Here is a 26573-nt window from a genome sequence, read left to right on the forward strand (position 1 = left end):
AGAACCGAGGGGTCAGGAGCGGCGGCCGAGGACGACGACGACCAGCGCGGGCAGGACAAGAACGATCATGGCGATCAGCACGAGGCGAAGCGCGAGCTCCGGCACGAGGAACCACACCGCCGACGCCGCGAGCAGCGGCACGACGACGATGCCCGTGCGCTGGGCGCGGCTGCGCCGGTAGAGCCGGCCGGGGCTCGAGCGCCGGCCGGGCCTCAACGAGCCGACCAGGGCGCGGCGACTCTGCCGCCGGGCCGAGCGGCGGGCCCGGGCGGCCTTTTCCTTCTCCGCGACGACGAGCCGTTCGGCGCGCCGTTTCGCGCGTTCCTTGCTCACCGCGCGGCGGAGGAGGGCAGACCCGCCACCCAGTTGTTCAGCAGCGCGAACCCGGCGTCGGACGATTTCTCCGGGTGGAACTGGGCCGCGGACAGCGGTCCGTGCTCCACGGCGGCGGCGAACGGCAGGTCGTGCGCGGCCGTGGTGACCCGGGCGCCGGCGGCACGCAGCGCACCCAGGTCGCCGGCCGCGTAGGAGTGGACGAAGTAGAACCGCGCGTCGGACGGCACGCCGTCGAGCAGCACCGACCCGGCGGGCACGGTCACCGTGTTCCAGCCCATGTGCGGGATGCGCCGCGCGGTCAGCCGGGTCACGGCCCCCGGCAGCAGCCCGAGCCCGCGGGTCTCGACGCCGTGCTCGACGCCCGACTCGAAGAGGATCTGCATGCCGACGCAGATGCCGAGCACCGGCCGGCCGGCCGCGACCCGCTCGGCGATGACCGGGCCGGCGCCGAGCTTCTCGATGCCGGCCATGCACGCCGCGTAGGCGCCCACGCCGGGCACGACCAGGCCGTCCGCGGCGGCCGCGACCGCCAGGTCGTCGGTCACCGTCACGGCCGCCCCGGTACGCGCGAGGGCGCGCTCGGCCGACCGCAGGTTGCCGGAGCCGTAGTCCAGGATCACCACCTCGGTCATCAGCTGTCCCCCGGCAGCATCCAGGCGACCCCGCCGGCGAGCGCCAGCAGGGCGAGCGTGGCGACCAGGCCGATGCTGAACTTCGTGGCGCCCTGCCGGACCAGCGTGATCACGCCGCCGACCAGGATGCCGCACAGGCCGAGCAGCAGGACCGGGACGAGGCTCACAGCACGCCCTTCGTGGACGGGAGCGCACCCGCGTTGCGCGGGTCGATCTCGACGGCCGCGCGCAACGCCCGGGAGAACGCCTTGAACTGCGTCTCCACGACGTGGTGCGCGTCCGGCCTGCCGCCGTCGCGGGCCGCGCGCAGCACGCTCACGTGCAGCGTCACCTTGGCGGCGTGGCCGAACGACTCGAAGATGTGCCGGGTCATGCTGGTCGGGTAGACGGGCCCGATGTACGGCGCCAGCTCGGGCTCGTCGTGCACCACGTAGGGCCGGCCAGACAGGTCGACGGCGGCCCGCACGAGCACCTCGTCCATGGGGATCGTCGCCGAGCCGTAGCGCCGGATGCCGGCCTTGTCGCCGAGTGCCCGCGCGAACGCCTCGCCCAGCGCGATGGCCGTGTCCTCCATGGTGTGGTGCGCGTCGATCTCGAGGTCGCCCTCGGTGCGCACGGTCAGGTCGAAGCCGCCGTGCTTGGCCAGCTGGTTGAGCATGTGGTCGTAGAAACCCACGCCCGTCGACAGCTCGCCCTTGCCGGTGCCGTCGAGGTCGATCTCGACCAGCACCTTGGTCTCATTGGTTACGCGCTCGACGCGCGCGGTGCGAGTCACTGCAGGGCCTCCAGGAAGGCGTCGGTTTCGGATTCTGTTCCCGCGGTCACCCGCAGCCAGCCGGCCAGGCCGACGTCGCGGACGAGCACACCGCGGTCGAGCAGGCGCTGCCACGCGACGTGCTGGTCGCCGCCGACCTCGAAGAGCACGAAGTTGGCGTCGCTGTCGGCCACCCGCAGGCCGCGGGCGCGCAGGGTGGTGACGATGCGGTCGCGCTGCTCCTTGATGGCGTCCACAGTCGAGAGCAGCGCGTCGCGCCGGCCGAGCGCCGCCCGGGCCGCGGCCTGCGTCAGCGCCGACAGGTGGTAGGGCAGGCGGACGAGCTGGACGGCGTCGACCACGGCGGGGTCGGCGGCGAGATAGCCGAGCCGGCCGCCGGCGAAGCCGAACGCCTTGCTCATGGTGCGGGTGACGACGAGCCGCGGGTGCCCCGGCAGCAACGACAGCGCGCTGGGCGTGCCGGCCCGGGCGAACTCGGCGTAGGCCTCGTCGACCACGACCATGCCCGGCGCCGCCCGCAGCACCGCGTCGACCACCTCGGGGTCGAGCGCGGTGCCGGTCGGATTGTTGGGCGAGCAGAGGAACACCAGATCCGGCGCGTGCCGGGAGATCTGTGCCACCGCGGAGGCGGGGGTGAGGCCGAAGCCGGGGTCGCGCAGCGCACCGATCCACCGCGTGCCGGTGCCGGCGGCGAGCAGCGGGTGCATCGAGTAGGACGGGCCGAAGCCCAGCGCGGAGCGCCCCGGGCCCGCGAACGCCTGCAGCAGCTGCTGCTGCACCTCGTTGGAGCCGTTGGCCGCCCACAGGTGCGCCGCGGTGAGGCCGTGGCCCAGGTAGTCGGCGAGGTCGGCGCGCAGGGCCACCGCGTCCCGGTCGGGGTAGCGGTTGAGGTCGCGCAGCTCGGCGTGCACCGCCTTGCCGATCGCGTCCACCACGGCGTCGGGAACCGGGTAGGAATTCTCGTTGGTGTTGAGCCGCACGGCCACGTCGAGCTGGGGCGCGCCGTATGGCGACCGGCCGCGCAGGTCGTCACGGACGGGCAGGTCGTCGATCGTGGTCACGAACCGAACCTCGCCATCACGGCCTGGCCGTGCGCCGGCAGGTTTTCCGCGTTGGCCAGCGCCACCACGTGCTGGGCGACGTCGCGCAGCGCCGCCTCGTCGTACTCGATGACGTGGATGCCGCGCAGGAACGACTGGACCGACAGGCCGGACGAGTGGCGGGCGCAGCCCGCCGTCGGCAGCACGTGGTTGGAGCCGGCGGCGTAGTCGCCGAGCGAGACGGGCGAGTAGGCGCCGACGAAGATCGCGCCGGCGTTGCGCACCCGCATCGCCAGCGCGCGCGCGTCCCGGGTCTGGATCTCGAGGTGCTCGGCCGCGTAGGCGTCGACGACGCGCAGGCCCTGCTCGATGTCGTCCACCAGGACGACGCCGGACTGTGCACCGCCGAGCGACTCGCGCACCCGCGCCTCGTGCTTGGTGGCCGGCACCTGGATGGCCAGCTGGGCGTCGACCGCGTCCGCCAGCGCCGGCGAGTCGGTGACCAGCACGCTCGCGGCGAGCGGGTCGTGCTCGGCCTGGCTGATCAGGTCGGCCGCGACGTGCGCCGGCGAGGCGGAGTCGTCGGCCAGGATGGCGATCTCGGTGGGGCCGGCCTCCGCGTCGATGCCGACCGTGCCCTGCAGCAGGCGCTTGGCGGCGGTCACCCAGATGTTGCCGGGGCCGGTGATGACGTCGACCGGTTCGCAGCGGTCGGCCTCGTCGGCGCCGTCCGACCCGTAGCCGAGCATGGCGATGGCCTGGGCGCCGCCGACCGCGTAGACCTCGTCGACGCCGAGCAGCGCGCACGCGGCGAGCACCCGGGCGTCGGGCAGGCCGCCGTTGTCCCGCTGCGGCGGGCTGGCCACCACCAGCGACTCGACGCCGGCCACCTGGGCTGGCACCACGTTCATGACCACGGTGGACGGATAGACGGCCAGGCCGCCGGGAACGTAGAGGCCGACGCGGGCGACCGGCACGTGCCGCTCGGTGACGCTGCCGCCGGGCACCACCTGGGTGGTGACGTCGGCGCGCCGCTGGTCGCCGTGCACCTTGCGGGCCCGCTCGATGACGACGAGCAGGGCGGCCCGCACGTCCGGGTCGAGCTCGCCGGCGGCCGCGGCGATCGCCTCCCGCGGCACCCGCAGGCGCTCGATCACGAGGCCGTCGAACCGATGCGTCGTCTCCCGGATCGCCGAGAAGCCATGCTCGCGCACCGCCGCCACGACGGGACGCATCTTCTCGACCGCCGCTGAGACGTCGAGCTGGGCACGGGGCAGCAGGCCGCGGGGGTCCCGGCGGGAGCCGCGCAGGTCAATCCGGTTCAGCACGGGGCCAAGTCTAGGCGGCGCCTCCGACAGGCCTCCGTTGCCGTTCCAGGCAGTGGGAACGGAGGTTTCGCCGCTTTTGCGCGTACCGGATCCGAAGATCGCCGGGGCGGGAGGCGCGCGGACGGCGACCGGGCCGATACGCTCGCACCGTGGGCGCGATTATCCCGGTCTTCCCGCTGGGCACGGTGCTCTTTCCCGGCCTGGTGCTGCCCCTGCACATCTTCGAGGAGCGATATCGCACGCTGGTGCGCGACCTGGTCGCCACCACGGACGACGAGCCGCACGAGTTCGGCGTGGTGACGCTGAAATACGGCTGGGAGGTCGCGGCGCCGGACGCCGACGCCGAGCGCCCGGCGGACGAGCTGGCGGTCACCGTCGACCAGTTGTACGACGTCGGCTGCACGGCCGAGCTGCGGCAGGTGACCGAGCTGCCCGACGGCCGCTTCGACATCGTCACGGTCGGCCGGCGGCGCTTCCGGGTGGTCGCGATAGCGGCGCAGACCCAGCCGTACGTGACCGCCGAGGTGGAGTGGCTGCCCGACGAGGAGGGCAGCGGCCCGGCCGCGACGCTGCTCGCGCCGCGGGTGCTGGCCGCGTTCCGCACCTACCTGGATCTGCTGCGCCCCGACTCCGAGGTGCTGGACCAGGTGCCGGACGACCCGACCGTGCTGTCCCACCTGGTCGCGGCGACCGCGCAGCTCACCACCGACGAGCGGCACGAGTTGCTGGCGTCGCCCGACACGGCCACCCGGCTGCGCACCGAGCTGCGGCTGCTCAACCGCGAGGCGGGTCTGCTGGCCAAGGTGCGGGCGGTGCCGGTGCCGCTGTCGGATCTGGCCCGGCCGGTGAGTCCGAACTAGCGCCCGTCAGGTCGTCCGTCAGGTCGCCCGTGAGGTCGTGGCCGTAGCCCGGCTTGGCGCCCGGCAGGTCCAGGTCCGGATCGTTGGACCAGCCGGCCAGCAGCGTGGTGACGATCACCGCGGCGAAGGCGATCACCAGCAGGGCGCCGTGCGCGTGCAGGTCCGGCGGCCGGGCGTAGGTCGCGCCGACGGCCGAGGTGTCCTGCCAGTGGTTCCAGTCGCTCAGCCCGACCAGCCGGCCGACCTGCCAGGTGACCAGGGCGCAGGCGAGGCCGCCGAAGGTCACCCCGAGCACCAGGGCGGGGCCGCGGTCGCGGCGCAGCAGCAGCCAGATCAGGACCGCGGCGATCAGGCCGAAGCCGAAGCCGATCAGGGTGAACCACGCGTCCGCCGCGATGTACTCCTCCGGCGAGGGGTCGTTGACCACGATGCCGTTCTGCCCCGCGTTGATCACCGGCACCGACGGGGCGAGCCACGACCAGAGCAGGCCGAGCGGCGCGCCGGCGGCCGCCAGCCCCAGCGTCACCACCGCCACCACGGACACCGTGCGCAGCACCGTCCGGTGCTGCGGGCGCGGCTGCTCCCAGGGCATCGCCTCGGAGGGCGGGCCGAACGGGTAGGTCGGCTGCTGCGAGTCGTAGGGCGGCGGCACCTGCCCGTAGTGCTGCGGGGCCGACTCCTGGCTGGGGTTCACGCCCCGATCCTGCCAGGTCCGCCGGCGGCGACCGTGAGGAGCATCAGAGCACCGCCGACGGGCCGAGGATCGTCTTCAGGTCGGCGCGCAACGCGGGCGTCGGCGCGACCCGCACGGCACCCAGCCGGAAGATCGTCGTACGGCTGCCGTTCTGCAGGTGCACGTGCACCTCGGCGTCGCCGGGATGGCTGACCAGGATCTCCTTGAGCTCGTCGACAAGCGGCGGCGTGCACCGGGTGATCGGCATGGTCAGGGTGATCGGCTTGCTGTCCGGGTTGTGGGTCACGTCGGGCATCGACATGTCCATCGCCATGATCCGCGGGGTGTCGTCGCGGCGGTCCACCCGGCCCTTGACCACGACGATGGCGTCCTCGGCGATGTACTGCCCGATCACCTCGTAGGTGTTGGGGAAGAAGAGCGCCTCGACGCCGCCGGCCAGGTCCTCCAGGGTGGCCGAGGCCCAGGCGCGGCCCTGCTTGGTGATGCGGCGCTGCACGCCGGTGAGGATGCCGGCGAGCGTGACGATCTGCCCGTCCGGCACCGAACCGTCCTCGTTGAGCGCCGCGATGGTCGTGTCGGCCGAGTTGTGCAGGAGTTGCTCGAGGCCCGCGAGCGGGTGGTCGGAGACGTAGAGGCCGAGCATCTCCCGCTCGAAGGCGAGCTTGTCGCGCTTGTCCCACTCGCTGTCGCCGATGGTCGGCATGGCGACCGTCGCCGCGCTGCCCGCGCCGGAGTCCTCGCCGAACGATGCGAACAGGTCGAACTGGCCGGCCGCCTCGTTCTTCTTGACGTCCGCGTACGCGTCGATCGCCTCGGCGTGCACGGCGAGCAGGCCCTTGCGGGTGTGCCCCATCGAGTCGAAGGCGCCGGCCTTGATCAGGGATTCCACGGTCTTCTTGTTGCAGGCGACGGCGTCGACCTTGGACAGGAAGTCGTAGAAGTCCTGATACTCGCCCTTCTCCTTGCGGCACCGGGCGACCGCCTCGACCACGTTGTTGCCGACGTTGCGGACCGCGGCCAGGCCGAAGCGGATGTCCGTGCCGACCGGCGTGAACGGGCCGGCGGACTGGTTGACGTCCGGCGGCAGCACCTGGATGCCCATGCGCCGGCACTCCGCCAGGTACATCGCCATCTTGTCCTTGTCGTCGCCGACGCTGGTCAGCAGGCCCGCCATGTATTCGGCCGGGTAGTTCGCCTTGAGATAGCCGGTCCAGTAGGACACCAGGCCGTAGCCCGCCGTGTGCGCCTTGTTGAAGGCGTAGTCGGCGAACGGCACCAGGATGTCCCAGATGGCCTTGATCGCCGCCGGCGAGTAGCCGTTGGCCTTCATGCCGTCGCTGAACGGCACGAACTCCTTGTCCAGGACCTCTTTCTTCTTCTTGCCCATGGCCCGGCGCAGCAGGTCGGCCTGGCCCAGCGAATAGCCGGCCAGCTTCTGCGCGGCGCGCTGCACCTGCTCCTGGTAGACGATCAGGCCGTAGGTCGGGCCGAGGATCTCCTCCAGGGGCTTCTCCAGCTCCGGGTGGATGGGGATGATCTCCTGCTGCTTGTTCTTGCGCAGCGCGTAGTTGGTGTGCGAATTCGCGCCCATCGGCCCGGGCCGGTACAGCGCGAGCACCGCGGAGATGTCCTCGAAGTTGTCGGGCTTCATCAGCCGCAGCAGGGAGCGCATCGGCCCGCCGTCGAGCTGGAACACGCCCAGGGTGTCGCCGCGGGCGAGCAGGTCGTATGTCGGCTTGTCGTCAAGCGCCAGCGCCAGCAGGTCGAGCTTGCGGCCGTGGTTGAGCTCGATGTTCTTGACCGCGTCGTCGATGATCGTCAGGTTCCGCAGGCCCAGGAAGTCCATCTTGAGCAGGCCGAGCGTCTCGCAGGTCGGGTAGTCGAACTGCGTGATGATCGCCCCGTCGGCGTCGCGGCGCATCAACGGGATGTGGTCGATGATCGGCTCGGCGGACATGATGACGCCCGCGGCGTGCACGCCCGTCTGCCGGATCAGGCCCTCGATGCCCCGGGCCGTGTCGATGACCTTCTTGACGTCGGGGTCGGTCTCGTACAGCGTGCGCATCTCGCCGGCCTCGCCGTAGCGCTTGTGGTCGGGGTCGAAGATGCCGGCGAGCGGGATGTCCTTGCCCATCACGGCCGGCGGCATCGCCTTGGTGATGCGGTCGCCCACCGCGTACGGGTAACCGAGCACCCGGGCCGAGTCCTTGATCGCGGCCTTTGCCTTGATCGTGCCGAAGGTCGCGATCTGCGCGACCTTGTCCTCGCCCCACCGGTCGGTGACGTAGCGGATGACCTCGCCGCGCCGGCGCTCGTCGAAGTCGATGTCGACGTCGGGCATCGAGACGCGCTCGGGGTTGAGGAACCGCTCGAAGATCAGGCCGTGCGGTAGCGGATCAAGGTCGGTGATCCCCATCGCGTACGCGACCAGCGAGCCCGCCGCCGAGCCGCGGCCCGGCCCCACCGCGATGCCCTGCCGCTTCGACCACTGGATGAAGTCCGCGACCACGAGGAAGTAGGACGGGAAGCCCATCTGGTTGATGATCCCGAGCTCATACTCCGCCTGCTTGACGTGCGTCTCCGGGACCCCGTCCGGGAAGCGCCGCTTGAGCCCCTCGAACGCCTCCTTGCGGAACCAGGACTCCTCGGTCTCGCCCTCGGGAACCGGGAACCGGGGCATCAGGTTCTTGAAGGTGAACATGCCCTCGGTGTCGACCTTCTCCGCCACCAGCAGGGTGTTGCGGCAGCCCTCCTGCCAGGCGTCGGAGGAGTCGACGGCACGCATCTGGTCGGCGGACTTGACGAAGTAGCCGCTGCCGCCGAACTTGAACCGGTTGGGGTCGGCGATGTTGCTGCCGGTCTGCACGCAGAGCAGCACGTCGTGCGCCTCGGCCTGCGCCTCGTGCGTGTAGTGCGAGTCGTTGGTCACCAGCGGCGGGATGTTGAGCTTCCGGCCGATCTCCAGCAGGCCGTCGCGGACCTTGCGCTCGATCTCGAGCCCGTGGTCCATGATCTCCAGGAAGTAGTGCTCCTTGCCGAGGATGTCCTGGTAGGCCGCGGCGGACTTGAGCGCCTCGTCGAACTGGCCGAGCCGCAGCCGGGTCTGCACCGCGCCGGACGGGCAGCCGGTGGTGCCCATGATGCCCTCGCCGTGCTCGGCGATGATGTCCATGTCCATCCGGGGCCACTTGCCGAGCTGGCCCTCGATGGAGGCCCGGGAGTTGAGGCGGAACAGGTTCTTGAGCCCGGCCGCGTTGCGCGCCCACATGGTCATGTGGGTGTAGCCGCCGGAGCCGGAGACGTCGTCGCTCTTCTGCTCGGGGCGGCCCCACTTGATCCGCTGCTTGGTCAGCCGCGACTCGGGGGCGACGTAGGCCTCGACGCCGATGACCGGCGTGATGCCGGCCGCGGTCGCCTGCCGGTAGAAGTCGTAGGCGCCGTGCATGTTGCCGTGGTCGGTGATCGCCACCGCGGGCATGCCGAGGCGCTGGGCCTCGGCGAACAGATCCTTCAGCCGGGCGGCGCCGTCGAGCATCGAATACTCGGTGTGCACGTGGAGATGCACGAACGAGTCAGACACCCAGGCCCCCTTTTCCCGCTGGCGAATCCAGCCTTCGAGAGCCTAGCCCCGACCCGGGGTGTGCGGCACCGGGGACACCCGCCCTAATCGGCGAATGGCTCGATCATCGCGGCGGCGGCGCGCATCCAGGCCTGGCGCGTCTCCGGCTGCAGCACGCTGTATTCGATCGAGGATCCGACCTCGAGCGCCGGGTCGTACGGAACGACCGCTACGGCCCGGGTGCGGGTGGCGAAGTGCTTGGCCAGATCGTCGAGCAGCGGCAGCTTGCCCGGCGACGGGCAGGAGATCAACGTCACCGCGTTGGAGACGAGATCCTCCATGCCGGTCTCGTTGAGCACGTCCAGCATCCAGTCGGCGGTGAACGCCGCGTCCTCGCGCGGGACCGTCGTGACGACCAGTTGGTCGGCGCTGCGCATGACCGTCTGCCAGTTGACGCTCTCGACGTTGTTGCCGGTGTCGACGCAGACCACGTCGTGGGTGCGGCGCAGCAGGTCCATGACGCGGCGCACCGTGCTCTGGTCGAGCCGCTGGGCGAAGCGCGGGTTCTCCTCGCCGGCGAGCACGTCGTAGGAGCCGTCGGAGGCGTGCCGCAGGAAGTCGTCGAGGTGCGACATGAGGCCCTCGCCGTGCAGATTCTCGATCTCGAGAAGCTCGCTGACGAGGTGCCTTATCGTCCGGGCGTGCCGGGCGCTGCCGGCGCGCAGGCCCAGCGTGCCGCGCAGCTCGTTGTCGTCCCAGGCCAGCACGCCGCGGCCGCGGACGCTGCCGATGGTCGCGGCGGCCAGCACGGTGGCGGTGGTCTTGTGCACGCCGCCCTTGGGGTTGGCGAACGCCAGCACCCGCGGTTTGCCCAGCTTGCGGCGCAGCAGCGCGACCGAGCGGTCGTCCTGCTCCGGACGGGCCTGGCGCCACTCGATCCGGGCCGGCGCGGGCGAGGTCGGCACCGGCGCGGCCGGCGCCTGCTGCCGCGGCGCGAGGGCCGGCGGCGGCAGCACCGAGGCCGAGACGACCGAGGCGGCGCCGCGGCTGGTCGGCGGCGCGGGATCGGGCGCGACCCGGCCGATCGACGACGGCACGGAACGGGTCGCGGGGTTGAAGAAGCTGTGCGGCTCCTCGGCCGCCGGCCGGGCCTGGAAGCCCTCGCCGATGCGGGACTGGCGGCGCGCCTCGGCGAGCGGGTTGACCGGGCGGGCGTCGGGTTGCCGGGGCTCGGGCTGCGCGGGCGGGTTGAGCGGCTCGGTCAGGCCCAGCCGCTCGCCCAGGCCGGCCCGGCCGGGCCGGCGGTCGAACGGGTTGACCGGCCGGCGCTCCGGCCCGGGCGACTGGCGCTGGTCGTGGCCGCGGTCGCTCTGCCGGGGGTCGAGGGGGTTGAACGGACGGCCGGACGGACGGGGCGACGGTGGGCCGCTCGCCTGGCGGCGGGCCTCGGCCTCCGCGCTCTCGGCGTCGGACTGCTCGTCGGCCGCCCGGGAACCATGCCGGGCACGGTCGAGCAGCGCCCGCCAACGCGGGGCAGGTTCCGCAGGCCGGCCCCAGCCGGTCTCGGTCCCATCCACGGCTCGTTCCTCCCAGCGATTGCTCGATGTGCGTGCTGACTTTCCCATGGGCCCCCGCTGCCCTAGACAGGCTACGGAGGCGAACCCCGTTCAGGCCACACCCAATGCCCGCGAGTGTGCGGCAGTCTTGCACCCACACTCCATCCCGTACCGGCGGCGTGCGCCACCGGGGAATTCAACGCCCGGAGGCGCCCCGAGATGCTCCTGAAGCTGTGAACGGCACATCGGGGTCCGCGCCCCGGCGCCGTGCGGAGGGAACGGCAGCGCTCTCCTGAACTGCCGTGGCTGAAGGACCGGACCCCACTGCGGGGCCATCGGGTGAGGCAGATGTCACAGCCGCCCCGGTGGATGAGGGTAGTGGCGCGGGGGTTACCGGGGCAACAGTCCTGGACCGCGATGGCACTCCCGCCAGGTCCGAGTCGTCGTCGGGCACCAGAACGGTCTGCTCCGGCAGCACGGGGCGAAACTCGGTGCGATCGAGGCGCCGGACCTCCGGCGCGGGATCGACGGCCCGCACCTCCGCGCGGTCCGCGAGCCCCTCGAGCACGGCCGGGGCGGCGCGCACCACGGCCGCGAAGACACAGGCGCAGTGCGCCCGGTACGCGGCGGCCTCCGACGCCGCGGTGCGTGCCGCGGTGTCGTACGCCCCGCGCAGCCGGATCTCGTTGACGCCGTCGCCGTGCAACTCCGCGCCGAGCTTGAGGTAGTCGGCCTGCTCCTGATCACGGGCCAGCGCGGCGTTGAGCATCCCGGTGACCACGTCCTGCGGCATCCGGTAGACCGGGATCTTGACGACCTGGGTGCGTACGCCGTCGAGCGGGGCACGCGCGTAGACCTGGGCGACCGGGACGCCCGCGAGCACGGCCTGCAGCCGGTCCGGCGCGAGATAGTCCGTCAGGCTCACCAGGGCCCAGGTCTCCCCCGCCACCGGGGAACCCGACGAGGGCAGCAGCGCGGCCAGCTCACCGCGGCTCGAGCGCAGGTAGCCGGCGACCGACTGTCCCTCGACGACACCGACGCGGACCATGTCGCCGGCCGGATCCTCCAGCTCGGGACCGCGGTCGGCCACCCACACCACCGTGACGAGGAGCGCGGCCGCCGAGGCCAGCGCCAGGCCGGTCATGACCCGCAGCCGCGCCGGGGCCATGCCGATGCGGGTCAGGCCGCGGTTGAGCGGCGGCAGCATCCGGTCCCCGGGCCTCATGAGGTGATCCCCCTCGCAAGGTCGATGTCAGCTGGCGTCGCGGAGCACGCCCAGTGCGTACCCCAGGTCCTCAGGGTAGTCGCTGACAAACCGGACCTCGTCCTGCGTACGCGGATGCACGAAGGCGAGTTCGCGCGCGTGCAGCCACTGACGGTGCAGGCCGAGCCGGGCGGAAAGGGTCGGGTCCGCGCCATAGGTGATGTCGCCGACGCACGGGTGCCGCATGGCGGAGAAGTGCACCCGGATCTGGTGTGTCCGGCCGGTTTCCAGCTTGACGTCGATGAGGCTCGCCGAGCGGAACGCCTCGAGCGTGTCGTAGTGGGTGACGCTCGGCTTGCCGTCGGACATCACCGCGAACCGGTAGTCGGCGGTGGGGTGCCTGTCGATCGGCGCGTCGATGGTGCCGCGCAGCGGGTCGAGGTGTCCCTGCACGATCGCGTGGTAGCGCTTGTCGACCTCGCGCTCCTTGAAGGCCCGCTTCAGCGCGCTGTAGGCCATCTCGCTCTTGGCGACCGCCATCAGCCCGGTGGTGCCGACGTCGAGGCGGTGCACGACGCCCTGGCGCTCGGCGGCACCGCTGGTCGCGACGTTCTGCCCCATCGCGGCGAGCCCGCCGATCACGGTCGGGCCGGTCCAGCCCGGACTCGGGTGCGCGGCAACGCCGACCGGCTTGTCCACCACCACGATGTCGTCGTCGCTGTAGACGATCTTCATGCCGTGCACCGGCGTCGGCTCCAGCGCCTGCGCGGTCACCGGAGCCGGCAGGGTGACCTCGAGCCACGCGCCGGCACTGACCTTGTCGGACTTCGGGCGGGGGAAGCCGTCGACGAGCGCGTCGCCGGCCTCGACGAGGGTCGCGGCCGCCGTGCGGGACAAGCCGAAGAGCCGTGACACCGCCTGGTCCAGGCGCATCCCGTCGAGGCCGTCGGGTACGGGCAGGGAGCGCGCGGTCATGCGGTCTTCTCGTTTTTCTCGGTCTTGCCGGGCTTGCCGGCCTTGGTCATCCGCGAGCCGTCGCGCTGGCGGCCGGTCAGCTCCAGCAGCACGGCGAGGACCACGCCGACGGAGAGACAGGCGTCCGCGACGTTGAACACCGCGAAGTATTCGGCGTAGGGGCCGAACAGGCTGAACATGTCGACCACGTGCCCCTGGAACGGGCTCGGCGCCCGGAACACCCGGTCGCCCAGGTTGCCGAGCGCGCCGCCGAGGACCAGGCCGAGGGCGATCGCCCACGGCACCGAGCGCAGCCTGGTGGCCATCCAGGTGATCCAGCCGATCACGGTGAGCGTGACCAGCGGGAACACCCAGGTGAAGCCGCTGCCGAGGCTGAAGGCGGCCCCGCTGTTACGCAGCAGCGAGAGGTAGACCAGCCCGCCCAGGACCCGCACCGGCCGGCCCTCGGTCAGGCCGTTGGTGCTGAGCTCTTTGACAAGCTGGTCGACCCCGACGGCAACCAGGGCGGTGATGGCGAGCACGACCACGGCACGGACCGAGAAACCGGGGCGCCGCCCGAGTTCCGGCTCCGTGGCCGTGGTGCCGTCCGCGGCCTTGTCGGCGTTCAGCGTCGTTCCTCCAACTGCTTACAGGACACACAAAGAGTTGCGACCGGGAACGCCGCCAGCCGCTCGACGGGGATGGCGTTACCGCACCGCTCACACCAACCGTAGTGGCCCTCGCCGAGGCGCTCGATGGCGCGCTCCACCTGGGTGACGCGCTCGAGCAGATTGTTGGCAAGAGTGATCTCCTGCTCCCGCTCGAACGTCTTCGTCCCGGTGTCGGCCTGATCGTCCCCGGCGGAGTCGGCGAGACGCTCGCGCTGAAGCTCGGTGATCTCGGTGAGCGACTGGTCGTACTCCGCCTGCAGTTCCCCGCGGCGCTCCTCGAGCGCGACACGGATCTTCTCGGTCTCCGCGGAGCTGCGCGCCTTACGCGGCGCAGCCTTCGCGGCCGACGCGGACCGGGTCTCGGTTGCCTTGGCCATCGTCGCTCCCCTGAGCCGCGCTGAGCGCGGCGAAATCGGCTGTCTTCCAGCGGTCATGAAGGGGCGCGGTCGCCCACCCGCCCCTGTCGATCTCCGGCCACGCCCCCACGCGACCTGCGCACCGTCCCCCACGTGCACAAACGGCGCGGCCAGCCATCGCCGCGCACCCCAGAGGGTGGCAAGGATACGGAACGTGAAGAGCGGCGACAACACGGCGCACCGGCCCGGGTGACCACTAACCCGGATGAATCATCCCGAAAACCACGGTCGGATACCCGACCCTGAACGCCGTCATCGCTGTTCGTGACCGTCCTCACCGTGCCAGCGGGCCAGCCGGCCGCGCCGGCTCACCGCCCGCAGCCGCCGCTCGGCGACGTCACGGGCCGCGGCCGTGGTGACGATCAGCAGATCGTCACCGGTACGCAGCCGGGTGTCCGGCCCCGGCACGAAGCCCGAGCCGTCCCGCACCACCAGCGTCACCACCGCGCCGACGGGCAGCCGAAGCTCGTCGATGTGCACCCCGGCCAGCCGCGAGCCCGGCTCGATCTCGATCTGCAGCACGTCGGCGCGCATCCGCTCCAGCGGTGCGGCCTCCACGTGGATCTCCACGGCCTCGGCCGGCGCGGTGATCCCGAGCCGGCGCGCCACCGGCGCGAGCGTCCCGGCCTGCAGCAGCGTGAAGATGATCACCAGCACGAAGACCGCGTCGAACAACCCCTCGGCGCCGGGCGTGTGGCCGGAGAGCGGGATCGTCGCGAGCACGATCGGCACCGCCCCGCGCAGCCCCGCCCAGGACAGGAAGGCCCGGCTGCGCCAGGCGAGCCGGCGGCCGCTGCGGGTGATCAGCGCCGAGACCCAGACCGAGAGCGGCCGGGCGAGCAGCACCAGCGCGAAGCCGACGACCAGGGCCGGCACCAGCGCCCGGCCCAGCCGCTCGGGCGAGACCAGCAGCCCGAGCAGCACGAAGAGCCCGATCTGGGCGACCCACGCCAGCCCGTCGGCGAAGCCCAGGATCGCCCGGCGGTGCGGCAGGCGGCCGTTGCCGAGCACGACGCCGGCGACGTAGACGGCGAGGAAGCCGGACGCGTGCGCGGCCGCGCCCGCGGCGTACGCGAGGAAGGCCAGCGCCACCGCGGCGATCGGATAGAGCCCCGCGGCGGGCAGCGCGGCGTGGCGCAGCAGCCAGCGCCCGACCACGCCGACGGTGAGCCCGATCGCCGTGCCCGCGGCAAGCTCGTAGCCGACCAGGGACAGCTCGTACCACCAGGGGTGGGCCGACCCCTCGGCGACCGAGAGCAGCAGCACCAGCAGGACCACCGGGGCGTCGTTCATGCCGGACTCGGCCTCGAGCGTGGCGACCAGCCGCGGCGGCAGCCGCAGCACCCGCAGGGTCGCGAAGACCGCGGCGGCGTCGGTCGAGGAGAGCACCGCGCCGTAGAGCAGCGACAGCCGCCAGTCGAGGTTGAGGACGACATGCACGACGACGCCGACGACGGCGACACTCACCGCCACCCCGAGGGTGGCCAGCACCCCGGAAAGCCCGAGCACGGGACGCAGCGTGCTCCAGCGCGCGGTCAGCCCACCCTCGGCGATGATCATGATCAGGGCGCAGAAGCCGAGGGTACGGGTGAGATCGGCGTCGTCGAAGCGGATGCCGAAGCCGGCCTCGCCGAGGACCATGCCGAGGAGCAGGTATACCAGGAGGCTGGGGAGCCCGAGCCGGGTGGAGAGCCGCACGGCGGCCACGGCGACGAGCAGCACGGCGGCACCGACGAGCAGCGCGAGATCGAGCCTGCCGGTCATGTGCTGCCGTCGCGCAGCGCCGCCAGCCGTTCGCCGACGTCTCCGGCCACGGTGAAGACCTTGTCCCGGCTGGTGGCGCCGAGCTTCAGTTCGACGGCCCCGGGCCGGAGCCCGAGCGCGTCGGCCAGGGCACGCCGCACCGCCTCGGTCGCCTTGCCGTCGACGGCCGGCGCCCCGACCGCGACGATCAGCGCCGGCCCGTGCGGCCCGTCGTAGCGTCCGCCGACCCGGGTCCGCCCGGCGCCCGGCCGAACCCGCACCGCAATGGATTGGACCCCGCCGGACCGGCCGGTCTGTGCCGCGCTGGGCGGGATGGCCGGATCGGGTGAGGAGGCGCGCCGCTTGGCCATGCCCCATTGTGCCGATCTTCGGTCCCGCGCCTCACCGGGGTCGCCCCGCAACGCCCGGTGATCACCGCCGCGCTACGACGACCGGCGCCGGCCACAGCCGACGCCGGTCCATCCGTTGGCCGATCCGCGTGCGGGCCGGCGGTCCCCCGGGCCGGGCCGAGAGCGCCAGGGGTGTGGTCAGTACCGGGCGGCCGCGGCGACCAGGCGGTCCACCGGGCGGCACAGGCCGCACGGGCTGAAGCCCAGCTCGACCGCCTCCGCCACCGGCAGGCCCTCGGTCATGCGCCCGATCAGGTGCGGGCAGTCCGGCAGGTGATAACGCGGCCGGCCGTCCACCACCAGCACCTCGGCGTCCAGCCGGGCCACCTTGACCGCGTCCGCCGGGCGGACGGACTGCGGCAACGGCTCGTCGTCCGGGTCGTCCGGGTCCGGCTCGTCGAACTCGTCCGCCGACCCGGCGTGGTCCGGCCCGGCGTTCTGCCCGGCGTTCTGCCCGGCGTTCTGCCCGGCGGTCTGCCCGGCGGTCTGCCCGGCGTAGTCGGGTCCGGCGTTGCCCGGCCCCGCGCCCTGCGGCCCGGCGTAGTCCGGTCCGGCACTCTGCGGACCGGCATACTCCGGCCCGGCGTCGAACGCATACTCCGATCCGGCGTCGAACGACGGGTCGTGATCGGGGTGGGCGCCGGCGAAGGCCGGGCCGCCGCCCGCCGGCATGGTGCCCGCGGGTGCCGGCTCGTGGCCCCACCCGGGCTCCTCCGGCGCGCCGGCGCGGGCTCCGCCGATGGCCGAGGCCGCCCGGTCGTAGTCAGGGTCCGGATCCTCCGCGCGGGCGGCCGCGCCGGCGGCCTGACCCGAGACAGCCCGGCCGGCGGCGGCATCGTCGTAGAGGTCCACGTCCGGGTGCACCCGCTGGGTCACGTCCGGGGTCGCGAGGTTTTCGTCCGCGTCGCGGCCGCCGGCGGAGTAGGCGGCCTCGTCGTCGTAGAGATCGTCGGATGCGGGTAACGGCTCGTCTGCCGGATCGGCCGCCCGGTAGGGCGGGGCCAAGCTCGCGCCGTCCGGCTCGCCGGCCGGGTCGTCGCCCGGCATCGGCCTCGCCCGGCGGGCGGCCGAGGCCTGGCGGGCGCCGATGACCAGTGCCACCGCGGCCAGCAGGCTGGCGACGATGGAACTGATCAGCAGGGAGCTCGATCCGCCGGCGAGGCCGAGGACGAGGAGCGTCACGGCGACGAGGATGAGCAGCAAACTAGCAACGATCATGGCTCATCCCCGCCGCAGTGGAACCGTTCCGCAAGCCGAGGGCTCAGCGGCCGGTCTCGATGGAACCGGCACGGCTGCCGCCGTACGAGCCGGCGAGGCCCGCAGCGGCGAGGCCGCCCGAGCCGCCGACCGAACGGTTGGCGTCGGCGCGGGACATCTCCGCCTCCAACCCCTGACCGCGGCCGTCGAGGTCGCGCAGCTGGCTCTCGAGGTAGGCCTTGAGCCGAGTGCGGTATTCGCGCTCGAACTGCTTGAGCTCCTCGATGTGCTTCTGCAGCGCGGAGCGCTTGGCGTCCAGGCCGCCCATGGCCTCCTGGTGCCGCTGGCGCGCGTCCCGCTCGAGGGCGTCCGCCTTGGCACGGGCCTCGCGGGTGACCTCCTCCGCCTTGGAACGGGCGTCGGAGAGAAGCTTGTCGGCCTCCCGCCGGGCGTCGGACACGTGGTCGTCGGCCGTGCGCTGGGCCATCATGAGGACGCGCAGTGCCTGCTGCTCGCCGTCGGCACCCGCGGACGCGCCCGCTCCGGCGCCGACCGGGCCCTGTGCCCGGACCTGCTCGAGCTCGGCCTGCATCTGACGGGCGGCCTGCTCGGCGGCAGACTTGTCGCGCTGCACCCGGTCGAGCTGGGCCTTCATGTCGTTGAGCTCCGCCGCCATCCGCGGGTCGGCGCTCGGACCGGCTGGTGCGCCACCCCGACCGCCGCGCTCCACCTGGGCGCGCAGCTCGTTGTTCTCCTCGATCAGACGGGCGAGTTCGCGCTCAACCTCGTCCAGGAAGGCGTCGACCTCCTCCTCGTCATACCCCCGCTTGCCGATAGGGGGTTTCTTGAAGGCGACGTTGTGCACGTCGGCCGGGGTCAGCGGCATCGAAACTCCTCGGGTCAGTTGCGGCCGCGTGGGGCGCAGTCGATCAGGGCGGACGCTGTCACGCGAACGCGATGATCAGACGCGCTAACACGAAGTTCAAAAGCACGAACAGGATAACCAGCAGGACCAGGGACGCCAGGTCCAAACTCACGGTACCAATTCGAAGCGGTGGGATCACACGCCTCAACGCCTTGAGGGGTGGATCAGTGACGCTCCACACCGATTCAAGTGCCGCCGACGCCCCCCGCCCCGGTTGCCACCGACGCCCGTACTGCAGCACCGCACCCAGGACGAACCGGGCCAACAAGGTCAAGAAGAACACGTAGAGAAGCAGATAAATGATCTGAAACACGATCGACAGCACGTCAGGCGGATCCCTCGTTAGGGTCAACTCTGGTTGAAGAAACCGCCCTCAGCGATCTTGGCCTTGTCCTCGGCGGTGACCTGGACGTTGGCCGGTGAGAGCAGGAATACCCGGTTGGTCACGCGCTCGATCGTACCGCGCAGACCGAAAGCCAGCCCGGCCGCGAAGTCGACCAGTCTGCGGGCATCGCTCTCGTCCATCTCGGTGAGATTGATGATCACCGGAACACCGTCGCGGAAGTGCTCGCCGATCGTGCGCGCCTCGCGGTAGGTCGTCGGGTGCAGCGTGGTGATCTGGTAACGCTGGTCCTCCTCGACGATCCGCTGGTGCGACTGCGTCTGCGTCTGCGCCTGCGGTGCGAGGGCCAGGTTCTCCCGGGTGCCGTAACCCAGTGCGCCGGACGTCTCGGCGACGGGCGCCGACGGCCGGGTGATCGAACGGACGCTGGCCCGCTCCTGGCGCTCGGGACGGTCACGCTCGTCACGCTCGAGGTCGATGCGGGCGGCGGCGCGCTCGAGGCGGCCGCTGCGCTCCTGACGGGCGCGCGGCAGCGCCGGCGCCTCATCGACGTCGTCCTCGTCGTCGGCGAACTCGTCGGCGTAGCGGTAGCCGGAGTCACGGTCGCGGTCCCGGTCACGATCGCGGTAGCCGCCGTCGCGGTAACGATCGTCGTACTGGTCGTCCTCCTCGACGAGGCCGAGCCAGACACCGGCCTTACGCAGCGCGCTCATGTGATCACCAGACCCTGCTCGGCGCCGAACCGCTCGTCCATGCCCCCACCTCCCGTCCGCTGTGCGGCCCGCGCCCCCTCGGCGTGCCGCGTCCCCCCTTGCACGAATCCCCGATCGTCGAACATCGACCGAGGCCCGCTGCGACGCTGCGTCGTCGGGCGCGTCGGCCGAGGCACGTCGCGCGTAAACAACACCTATGTAGTTTGCTGCCCGCCGCAAGGCTACCGCAGCGTGTTTCGCATCCCGAGTAAAGAAGTGCCGATCCGTACGTGTGTCGCGCCGTGCCGGACGGCCTGCTCGAGGTCGCCGCTCATGCCCGCCGAGACGACCGTCGCATCCGGATATTCCGAGCACAGCCGCGCGGTCAGAACGGCAAGTTCCGCGAAGGCACGCTCCGGCTCCCAGCCCCGGGGCGCCACCGCCATCACGCCGCCGAGCCGCAGGCCCTCGGCCTCGTTCACCGCCGCCGCCACCCGCCACAGATCCCGGTCGGCGTCCGCGGCCCCGGCGATCGCGCCGCCCCGGGCCGGATCGCCGTCGATGCTCACCTGCACGAGCACGTCGAGGGGCCGCTCCCGCAGCCGCGCGGCGGCGGTGGACAGCGCCCCGGCCAGGCGCATCGAGTCCACCGACTCGACGACATCGGCGTACGTGACGACCGACTTGGCCTTGTTGCGCTGCAACTGGCCGACGAAATGCCAGCGCAGCGCGACGCCCTCGGCCCGGACGGCCGCCGACTTCGCGGCCGCCTCCTGGTCCTTGTTCTCACCGACGTCGGTGACGCCGAGCCCGGCGAGCAGCACCACATCGCTCGCCGGGTAGGTCTTGGTCACCGCGACCAGGGCCACCGAGCCCGGGTCGCGGTCCGCTGCCGCGCAGGCACGCCCGATCCGCCGGCGCACCTCGTCCAACGAGGCCGCCAGTAGGTCGCGGCGTGCCTCCGGCGTCAACCGCTCAGGAGCCGTTCTTCAGGAAGTCCGGCACGTCCACGTCGTCGAAGAGCACCCGGCGCGGCGGCGGCGCGGCCGCGGCGGGCGGCGCGGCCGGGATGACCGGCACCGGCGAGGTCGGCGCGGCCACGGGCGGCGATGAGGGCTGCGGCACCTTGCGCGCCGTCTCGACCGGCTTGTAGGAGGGCGTACCCCCGTCGAAGCCGGCGGCGATCACGGTGACCCGGACCTCGTCGCCCAGGGCGTCGTCGATGACGGCGCCGAAGATGATGTTGGCGTCGGGGTGTGCCGCGTCGGTGACCAGTTGCGCGGCGTCGTTGATCTCGAACAGGCCGAGGTCGGACCCGCCGGCGATGGAGAGCAGCACGCCGCGCGCGCCGTCCATGCTCTGCTCCAGCAGCGGGCTGGAGATGGCCTTCTCGGCGGCCTCGACGGCGCGGTTGTCGCCGCGCGCGCTGCCGATGCCCATGAGGGCGCTGCCCGCGCCGCTCATCACGCTCTTGACGTCGGCGAAGTCCAGGTTGATCAGACCCGGCGTGGTGATCAGGTCGGTGATGCCCTGCACGCCGGAGAGCAGCACCTGATCGGCCTGGCGGAACGCGTCCATCATGCTGATGCCGCGGTCGCCGAGCGCCAGCAGCCGGTCGTTCGGGATGACGATGAGCGTGTCGCACTGGTTGCGCAGCTCGTCGATGCCCGCCTCGGCCTGCACCTGACGGCGCTTGCCCTCGAAGGAGAACGGCCGGGTGACCACGCCGATGGTCAGGGCGCCCAGCTTGCGGGCGATGTTCGCGACGACGGGCGCGCCGCCCGTACCGGTGCCGCCGCCCTCGCCGCAGGTCACGAAGACCATGTCGGCGCCCTTGAGCACCTCTTCGATCTCGTCGCGGTGGTCCTCGGCGGCGTTCTTGCCGACATCCGGCTGCGCGCCGGCGCCGAGGCCCCGGGTCAGCTCGCGGCCGACGTCGAGCTTGACGTCGGCGTCGCTCATCAGCAGCGCTTGGGCATCGGTGTTGATCGCGATGAATTCGACTCCCTTGAGCCCAACCTCGATCATGCGGTTCACGGCGTTGACGCCGCCGCCACCGATGCCGACGACCTTGATGACAGCAAGGTAGTTGTGCGGAGGTGTCATCGGGCTCAGCCTTCCCTTCCAGGGTTTTCGGTGTCGAGGGCCCCAGCGGCCCGGCCAAGAACCGCCATCGACATCCGCTCCGTACAAGGGAGGGCGAGGAAACCCTCACCCTCTACTAGAGGCTTAGTGTTATGTCAACTACTCAACCTCTCGTGGGCAACGTAAGCGGACCTCAGGCGACAACCAAGGACCGACGCGGCGTGTCGGAGTCCGCTTACGTGGCGAGTATCCGACTCAGCCGTAACCTGTGACGGAATGCGCCGTTCGGTCCTTTTCGTCCGGTTACTTGATCGTGACCACGCCCGGGGCGCTGACGTCGATCGTGTCGCCCTTGCGCTCGAGCAGCGCGGTGGCCACCCGGGCCTTGGTGTCGCTCTGGGTGTCGTCGCCCCAGACCACCGTCCGGCCCCGGCGCAAACCCAGGCTGACCTGCGCCGGAGCCAGCACCGAGATGGAGACCAGCTGATCGCGCAGCTCCGCCGTCAGCGCCGACAGCACCGTCAGCGCCGAACGGGTGTTGACGTCCTCCGGTCCCGGCGCGGCGAGCCTTGCCACCGGCACCCCGGCCGGCCGGGTCGGCACCGTCCGGTAGGCGACACCCTCGGCGTCGATCAGCGTGAACCCCTCGCCGGCCGGCACCGCCAGGACCGGCGTGCGCTCCACCACCTCGACGACGACCGTCGACGGCCAGCTACGCGAGACGATCGCGCGTTCCACGGCGGGCAGGGCCTCGACCCGGCCCCGGATCCGGTCCAGGTCGACCCCGGCGAGCGGCTGATTCATCCGTACGGCCGCGGCCTGCTCGACCTGCACCGGCGCGAGCGAGTCCGTGCCGACGACGTCGACGGAGCGGACCCCGAGCACCGAGGTGCCGTACACGGTCCAGACGAGCGCGCCCACCACCAGCGAGATGCCCGCGGCGACCGCCCACGGCAGCGCCGCCTGGAGCCGGCGCCGGCGGGCGCGGGCCATGAACCGCCGCACCGAGGCCGGCACGGCATCCGTGTCCGCCCGCACCAGCCGCCAGCTACGACCACCCCCGCCGTCGCTCACGCTCTGCCTGCCTCAGGCATGCGCTCCTGGCCCCCGCTGCGCTCGGTGCGGTCGCTCATGCCGCGCCGCGCTCAGGCCTCGGCCAGCGCGGCCAACAGCTCGTCGCCCATCAGTGAGATCGGCGGCGCGCCCATGGTGACCACGACGTCGCCGGGGCGGCTGCGCCGCACGACCTCGGCGGGCACGTCCTCCCACGACGGCACGAAGATCTTGTGCTCGGCGGGGAGATCGACGGCCGCGGTCAGCGCCACGCCGCCCTCGCCGGGCCCGCGCTGCTCGCCGGGCCCGAAGACCTCCATGACGATCACCTCGTCGGCGATGGCCAGGCCCTCGGCAAGCTCGGCCTCCAGGTCCCGGGTCCGGTAGACCCGGTACGGCTGGAACACCACGACGAGCCGGCCGTCACCGGCCACCTCGCGCAGCGTGCGCAGCGCCGCCTTCACCGAGGTCGGGTGGTAGGCGTACTCGTCGTAGACCCGGACCCCGGCGACCGTGCCCTTGCGCTCGAAGCGGCGCCGGACGCCGGGGAACGACGCCAGCGCCTCGGTGATCTTCTGCAGCGGGAGCCCGAGCCGCATCGCGGTCAGCACGGCCGCCGCGCTGTTGAGCCCCATGTGCCGCCCCGGCAGCGCCAGCGCGATCTCGCCGAGCGGCTTGCCGTCGAGCGTGGCCTGGTAGCGCACGCCCTGCGCGGACGAGACCACGTCGGCGATCCGCAGGTCGGCGCCCTCGGACTCGCCGTAGGTGTACACCGTGCGGCCCGCGGCGCGCAGCCCGGAGATCAGCTCCTGTACGCCCTCGTCGTCGGCGCAGGTCACCACGAAGCCGTCCGCGTCGGTGAGCTCGGCGAACTCGAGGAAGCCCGCCTTGAGCCCGGTGAGGTCACCCCAGTTGTTGAGGTGGTCACCCTCGATGTTGGTGATGATCGCGACATGCGGGCGGTAGATGAGGAACGACTTGTCGCTCTCGTCCGCCTCGGCCACGAAGTAGTTGCCGGAGCCGTGGTGGCCATTCGAGCCCGCCGCGGAGATCTCGCCGCCGATCACGAACGACGGGTCCTCGCCGGCGTGCTGCAGGATCACCGTCATTATCGAGGTCGTGGTCGTCTTGCCGTGGGTGCCGGCGACCGCGATCGTGCGGCGCCCGGTCATCGCGGCGGCGAGGGCCTCGGAGCGGTGCAGCACCCGCAGGCCGCGGCGGCGCGCCTCGACGATCTCCACGTGGTCCTGCGGGATCGCGGTCGAGTAGACGACGGTGTCGACGCCGTCCAGGTTGGACGCCTCGTGCGCCATGTGCACGGTGCCGCCCAGCGCGCGCAGCGCGGCCAGCGCCGGCCACTCCCGCAGCTCGCTGCCGGTGACCGGCACGCCTCGGGTGAGCAGCAGCCGGGCCAGGCCGCCCATGCCCACCCCACCGATGCCGATGAGGTGCACGGTGCCCAGGTCCTCGGCGGTCAACTCACCGGCGGGCGTCAGCTCAGCGGTGTTCACAGCGGCACTCCAGCGGTCGTGGGTGAAAGGGTCATCGGGCCGCAACCGCTTCGCAGACGAAGTCCAGCAGCGCCTCGTCGCCGTCGCGCCGGCCGTAGCCGCCGGCCGCCGCGCCCATGGCGTGCAGCCGCCGCCGGTCGCGGGCCAGCGGTATGACCGTACGCTCGATCCACTCGGGCGTGAGCTCGGCGTTGTCGACCAGCAGGCCGCCGCCGGCCTCGACGACGGGCAGCGCGTTGCGCTTCTGCTCCTGGTTGCTGTGCGGGTAGGGCACGTAGATCGCGGGCATGCCGATCGCGGTCGTCTCGGCCACGGTGATCGCGCCGCCGCGGCACAGCATCAGGTCGGCCGCCGCGTAGCCGAGCTGCATGTCGGACAGGTACGGCACGACCACGTACGGCGCCGGCAGGTCGCTGGGCACCTCGAACGGGTCGTTGCGCCCGCCCTGCACGTGCAGCACCTGTACGCCGGCGTGCGCCAGCTTCTTCGCGGCACCGGCCACCGCGACGTTGATCGTGCGGGCGCCGGAGGAACCGCCGGAGACGAAGAGCACCGGCAGGTCGGGGCGCAGCCCGAAGTGGGCCAGCGCGTGCGGGCGCAGCGCCTCGCGGTCCATCCGGGCGATGGCCGTGCGCAGCGGCACCCCGACGACCCGGGCATCGCGCAGCGACTCGGCCTGCTGCGGCTGGGTCGGGAAGCCGACCGCGATGTTCTTGGTGAACTTCATGCCCATCCGGTTGGCCACGCCCGGCGGCACGTTGACCTCGTGGATGACGATCGGCAGCTCGCGCCGCCAGGCCGCCAGGTAGGCCGGCACCGAGACGTATCCGCCGAAGCCGACCACGACGTCGGCCTCCACCTCGTCGATGATCTTTCCGGCGGCGTGCGCGGACTTGTACATCCGGTCCGGGGTGCGCAGCAGGTTCAGGTTGACCGACCGCGGCAGCTGGAACGCCGGTATGACCCGCAGGTCGTAGCCGGCCGGCGGGATCAGCTCGTTCTCCATGCCCTTCGGGCTGCCCAGGGTGGTGATCCGCACCTCGGGGAAGTGGCGACGCAGGGCGTCGGCGAAGGCGAGCAGCGGGTAGATGTGACCACCGGTGCCTCCTCCGGCGAGCACGACCGACCGCAGCAAACCCATCGCCTTCTCCTTTTCCCATCCGACCGCCCCGCCCGCAACCCTAAACCGGTCTAAAGACGCGCCTTCCCGGGTGCCCGAGCGCCCGTCTTCTGGGCTTTCGGACGGGTTGGACCCGGCCGCCGCGGCGGGGGAAGCGGCGGCAGCGGGGCCCAGACTAGCCGTACCCACCGAGCGGGCGGACGGGCATGCAGGGCACGGGCGGCGTCGGGCTCCGCGCGGGCGAAGGAGGCGAGCATGCCGATGGCGGCGAGCGTCACCACGAGCGCGCTGCCGCCGGCGGAGATGAACGGCAGCGGCAGGCCGGTGATCGGCAGCAGCCCGACCACGCCGCCGATGTTGATGACGGCCTGCGCCACCAGCCACGTGGTGATCGCGGTGGCGGCCAGCCGGCGGAACGGGTCCTGCACCCGGCGCGCGATCCGGAAGCCGGTGTACGCCAGCACCGCGAACAGCGCCAGGATGACCATGCAGCCGATGACGCCGAGCTCCTCGGCGACGACGGCGTAGATGAAGTCGTTGTCGGCGGCGGGCAGCCAGTTCCATTTCAGCGCGCCCTTGCCCAGCCCGACGCCGAACCAGCCGCCCTCGTAGATCGCCGACCGCCCCTGCAGCAACTGGTAGCAGGTGCCGAGGTTGCACTTCTCCGGCGGGTTCAGGAAGGTGGTCAGGCGCAGCAGCCGGTAGTTGTCCGCCCCCTCGGTGCCGGATCCGGCGCCGCGGGACGCGGCGGCGATGAGCAGCCCGATGCCGGAGAAGCCGAGCACGCCCAGGGCCGCGAAGACCCGCATCCGCACCCCGGCCGCCCAGAGCAGGCCGATGATCAGGGCGAGCACCACCAGCATGGTGCCGAGGTCGTTGTAGCCGACCAGCACGAAGAGCAGGCCGACGGCCGGGAACAGCGGCATGGCAAGCTCGCGCCAGTAGCCCAGCGACGCGCCCTTGCGGGCGATGATGTCGGAGCCCCAGAGCACCACGCCGAGCTTGGCGAACTCCGACGGCTGCACGCCGACCGGGCCGATGTAGAGCCAGAGAAATTCGGCGTGCAGCGGACCGAGCCGCGGCTTGTCGACCAGCTTGACCGCCTTGAGCGCCATCAGCAGGTCGAGGACGGCCAGCAGCACGATAGCCAGTCCGAGGATGTATTTGCCGAGGAAGCGCAGGGTGCTGGCGGGCAGGCGGTGGCAGACCCAGAAGCCGAACAGCCCGAGGAGGGCGAAGAGCAGCTGGTTGCGGATCGCCGAGTAGGCGTTGCCGTTCGCCGCGTACGCCTGGACGCTGGTCGCCGAGAACACCATGGTGAGGCCGATCAACAGCAGCAGGCCGGAGCTGGCGAGCAGCAGGTAGTACGACGACAGCGGCCGGGCCAGCAGCCCGTGCACCGCCGGCAGCAGCTGCTGGCTGAGCGACCTGGGCCGGGCCGCGGGCGTGCTCGGCTGCGCGGTCGCGGC

Annotated in this window: 25 protein-coding genes and 1 pseudogene; 1 reads left to right on the forward strand and 25 read right to left on the reverse strand. The window is 72.1% G+C overall.

The features are described from left to right. Positions 1 to 12: 12 nt before the first annotated feature. The 6 genes from AB0F10_RS16895 to hisD are packed head-to-tail and all read right to left on the reverse strand — an operon-like array spanning position 13 to position 4111. Positions 13 to 333: a hypothetical protein gene (locus AB0F10_RS16895; RefSeq protein ID WP_360624989.1), complete on the reverse strand. Its 321-nt coding sequence runs from the start codon at positions 331 to 333 to the stop codon at positions 13 to 15. Then, positions 330 to 968: an imidazole glycerol phosphate synthase subunit HisH gene (hisH, locus tag AB0F10_RS16900; protein WP_360624992.1), complete on the reverse strand. Its 639-nt coding sequence runs from the start codon at positions 966 to 968 to the stop codon at positions 330 to 332. The genes AB0F10_RS16895 and hisH overlap by 4 nt, the downstream gene beginning before the upstream one ends. Beyond that, positions 968 to 1135 (reverse strand): hypothetical protein, encoded by a 168-nt coding sequence (locus AB0F10_RS16905; RefSeq protein WP_360624995.1) that lies wholly within the window; start codon positions 1133 to 1135, stop codon positions 968 to 970. Before AB0F10_RS16905 ends, hisH begins: the two co-directional genes overlap by 1 nt. Continuing rightward, a complete protein-coding gene (gene hisB / locus AB0F10_RS16910) occupies positions 1132 to 1743 on the reverse strand; it encodes an imidazoleglycerol-phosphate dehydratase HisB (protein WP_360624998.1) in 612 nt (203 codons plus the stop codon). The genes AB0F10_RS16905 and hisB overlap by 4 nt, the downstream gene beginning before the upstream one ends. Further along, positions 1740 to 2804, reverse strand: a complete 1065-nt coding sequence (locus tag AB0F10_RS16915) for a histidinol-phosphate transaminase (RefSeq protein WP_360625001.1) — start codon at positions 2802 to 2804, stop codon at positions 1740 to 1742. The genes hisB and AB0F10_RS16915 overlap by 4 nt, the downstream gene beginning before the upstream one ends. Next, the gene (gene hisD, locus AB0F10_RS16920) at positions 2801 to 4111 is read right to left on the reverse strand and encodes a histidinol dehydrogenase (protein ID WP_360625004.1); all 1311 of its coding nucleotides are present in this window, start codon (positions 4109 to 4111) and stop codon (positions 2801 to 2803) included. The genes AB0F10_RS16915 and hisD overlap by 4 nt, the downstream gene beginning before the upstream one ends. A 149-nt stretch (positions 4112 to 4260) precedes the next feature. On the opposite strand from hisD, the gene AB0F10_RS16925 reads away from it, so the two are divergent. Further along, positions 4261 to 4971: an LON peptidase substrate-binding domain-containing protein gene (locus tag AB0F10_RS16925; protein ID WP_360625007.1), complete on the forward strand. Its 711-nt coding sequence runs from the start codon at positions 4261 to 4263 to the stop codon at positions 4969 to 4971. On the opposite strand, the gene AB0F10_RS16930 is transcribed toward AB0F10_RS16925, so the two are convergent. The 19 genes and pseudogenes from AB0F10_RS16930 to AB0F10_RS17020 form a co-directional block, all read right to left on the reverse strand. Continuing rightward, a complete protein-coding gene (locus AB0F10_RS16930) occupies positions 4886 to 5665 on the reverse strand; it encodes a hypothetical protein (protein WP_360625010.1) in 780 nt (259 codons plus the stop codon). The two genes, AB0F10_RS16925 and AB0F10_RS16930, sit on opposite strands and share 86 nt — an antisense overlap. Before the next feature lie 43 nt (positions 5666 to 5708). Further along, positions 5709 to 9245 (reverse strand): DNA polymerase III subunit alpha, encoded by a 3537-nt coding sequence (gene dnaE / locus AB0F10_RS16935; RefSeq protein WP_360625013.1) that lies wholly within the window; start codon positions 9243 to 9245, stop codon positions 5709 to 5711. Between the two features lie 83 nt (positions 9246 to 9328). Beyond that, positions 9329 to 10849, reverse strand: a complete 1521-nt coding sequence (locus tag AB0F10_RS16940; RefSeq protein ID WP_360625016.1) for an AAA family ATPase — start codon at positions 10847 to 10849, stop codon at positions 9329 to 9331. Positions 10850 to 10976: 127 nt separating this feature from the next. Further along, the gene (locus AB0F10_RS16945; protein WP_360625018.1) at positions 10977 to 12005 is read right to left on the reverse strand and encodes a hypothetical protein; all 1029 of its coding nucleotides are present in this window, start codon (positions 12003 to 12005) and stop codon (positions 10977 to 10979) included. Positions 12006 to 12032: 27 nt separating this feature from the next. Next, the gene (locus AB0F10_RS16950) at positions 12033 to 12959 is read right to left on the reverse strand and encodes an RluA family pseudouridine synthase (RefSeq protein WP_360625021.1); all 927 of its coding nucleotides are present in this window, start codon (positions 12957 to 12959) and stop codon (positions 12033 to 12035) included. Then, positions 12956 to 13567, reverse strand: coding sequence for a signal peptidase II (gene lspA / locus AB0F10_RS16955; RefSeq protein ID WP_360625054.1), 612 nt, complete (start codon positions 13565 to 13567; stop codon positions 12956 to 12958). Before lspA ends, AB0F10_RS16950 begins: the two co-directional genes overlap by 4 nt. Further along, positions 13564 to 13986: a TraR/DksA family transcriptional regulator gene (locus tag AB0F10_RS16960; RefSeq protein WP_360625024.1), complete on the reverse strand. Its 423-nt coding sequence runs from the start codon at positions 13984 to 13986 to the stop codon at positions 13564 to 13566. Before AB0F10_RS16960 ends, lspA begins: the two co-directional genes overlap by 4 nt. 291 nt (positions 13987 to 14277) lie before the next feature. Next, positions 14278 to 15789 (reverse strand): potassium/proton antiporter, encoded by a 1512-nt coding sequence (locus AB0F10_RS16965; protein WP_360625027.1) that lies wholly within the window; start codon positions 15787 to 15789, stop codon positions 14278 to 14280. Further along, positions 15786 to 16103, reverse strand: coding sequence for a DUF167 domain-containing protein (locus AB0F10_RS16970; RefSeq protein ID WP_360625057.1), 318 nt, complete (start codon positions 16101 to 16103; stop codon positions 15786 to 15788). The genes AB0F10_RS16965 and AB0F10_RS16970 overlap by 4 nt, the downstream gene beginning before the upstream one ends. Before the next feature lie 213 nt (positions 16104 to 16316). Further along, positions 16317 to 16553, reverse strand: a pseudogene (locus AB0F10_RS16975) (hypothetical protein); the annotation flags it as partial. An 886-nt stretch (positions 16554 to 17439) separates the two neighbouring features. Further along, positions 17440 to 18261 (reverse strand): DivIVA domain-containing protein, encoded by an 822-nt coding sequence (locus tag AB0F10_RS16980; protein ID WP_360625030.1) that lies wholly within the window; start codon positions 18259 to 18261, stop codon positions 17440 to 17442. Positions 18262 to 18319: 58 nt separating this feature from the next. Then, the gene (locus tag AB0F10_RS16985) at positions 18320 to 18625 is read right to left on the reverse strand and encodes a YggT family protein (protein ID WP_203762600.1); all 306 of its coding nucleotides are present in this window, start codon (positions 18623 to 18625) and stop codon (positions 18320 to 18322) included. A 23-nt stretch (positions 18626 to 18648) separates the two neighbouring features. Further along, the gene (gene sepF, locus AB0F10_RS16990) at positions 18649 to 19356 is read right to left on the reverse strand and encodes a cell division protein SepF (RefSeq protein ID WP_360625034.1); all 708 of its coding nucleotides are present in this window, start codon (positions 19354 to 19356) and stop codon (positions 18649 to 18651) included. 221 nt (positions 19357 to 19577) lie between these two features. Further along, positions 19578 to 20306: a YggS family pyridoxal phosphate-dependent enzyme gene (locus tag AB0F10_RS16995; protein ID WP_360625037.1), complete on the reverse strand. Its 729-nt coding sequence runs from the start codon at positions 20304 to 20306 to the stop codon at positions 19578 to 19580. A gap of 4 nt (positions 20307 to 20310) precedes the next feature. Then, positions 20311 to 21441 carry a cell division protein FtsZ gene (ftsZ, locus tag AB0F10_RS17000; protein ID WP_360625040.1) on the reverse strand — a complete coding sequence of 377 codons (1131 nt, stop codon included), beginning with the start codon at positions 21439 to 21441 and terminating at the stop codon, positions 20311 to 20313. Between the two features lie 282 nt (positions 21442 to 21723). Continuing rightward, a complete protein-coding gene (locus AB0F10_RS17005; RefSeq protein WP_360625043.1) occupies positions 21724 to 22494 on the reverse strand; it encodes an FtsQ-type POTRA domain-containing protein in 771 nt (256 codons plus the stop codon). Between the two features lie 71 nt (positions 22495 to 22565). Further along, positions 22566 to 23984, reverse strand: a complete 1419-nt coding sequence (murC, locus tag AB0F10_RS17010) for a UDP-N-acetylmuramate--L-alanine ligase (RefSeq protein WP_360625046.1) — start codon at positions 23982 to 23984, stop codon at positions 22566 to 22568. A gap of 31 nt (positions 23985 to 24015) precedes the next feature. Beyond that, positions 24016 to 25125: an undecaprenyldiphospho-muramoylpentapeptide beta-N-acetylglucosaminyltransferase gene (murG, locus tag AB0F10_RS17015; RefSeq protein WP_360625049.1), complete on the reverse strand. Its 1110-nt coding sequence runs from the start codon at positions 25123 to 25125 to the stop codon at positions 24016 to 24018. A 50-nt stretch (positions 25126 to 25175) separates the two neighbouring features. Continuing rightward, entirely contained in the window at positions 25176 to 26516 is a 1341-nt protein-coding gene (locus tag AB0F10_RS17020; protein ID WP_360625060.1) for a putative peptidoglycan glycosyltransferase FtsW, read from the reverse strand. Between the last annotated feature and the right edge of the window lie 57 nt (positions 26517 to 26573).

The organism is Actinoplanes sp. NPDC026623 (genome assembly GCF_040638275.1).
Classification (GTDB): Bacteria; Actinomycetota; Actinomycetes; order Mycobacteriales; family Micromonosporaceae; genus Actinoplanes.

What these genes read in the sequence shown, in the direction of transcription:
- murG (WP_360625049.1), bottom strand. Translation starts at nt 25,125, where the DNA reads ATGGGTTTGCTGCGGTCGGTCGTGCTCGCCGGAGGAGGCACCGGTGGT.
- ftsZ (WP_360625040.1), bottom strand. Translation starts at nt 21,441, where the DNA reads ATGACACCTCCGCACAACTACCTTGCTGTCATCAAGGTCGTCGGCATC.
- hisH (WP_360624992.1), bottom strand. Translation starts at nt 968, where the DNA reads ATGACCGAGGTGGTGATCCTGGACTACGGCTCCGGCAACCTGCGGTCG.
- AB0F10_RS16960 (WP_360625024.1), bottom strand. Translation starts at nt 13,986, where the DNA reads ATGGCCAAGGCAACCGAGACCCGGTCCGCGTCGGCCGCGAAGGCTGCG.
- AB0F10_RS16945 (WP_360625018.1), bottom strand. Translation starts at nt 12,005, where the DNA reads ATGAGGCCCGGGGACCGGATGCTGCCGCCGCTCAACCGCGGCCTGACC.
- AB0F10_RS16965 (WP_360625027.1), bottom strand. Translation starts at nt 15,789, where the DNA reads ATGACCGGCAGGCTCGATCTCGCGCTGCTCGTCGGTGCCGCCGTGCTG.
- AB0F10_RS16980 (WP_360625030.1), bottom strand. Translation starts at nt 18,261, where the DNA reads ATGCCGCTGACCCCGGCCGACGTGCACAACGTCGCCTTCAAGAAACCC.
- sepF (WP_360625034.1), bottom strand. Translation starts at nt 19,356, where the DNA reads ATGAGCGCGCTGCGTAAGGCCGGTGTCTGGCTCGGCCTCGTCGAGGAG.
- AB0F10_RS16940 (WP_360625016.1), bottom strand. Translation starts at nt 10,849, where the DNA reads ATGGGAAAGTCAGCACGCACATCGAGCAATCGCTGGGAGGAACGAGCC.
- AB0F10_RS16950 (WP_360625021.1), bottom strand. Translation starts at nt 12,959, where the DNA reads ATGACCGCGCGCTCCCTGCCCGTACCCGACGGCCTCGACGGGATGCGC.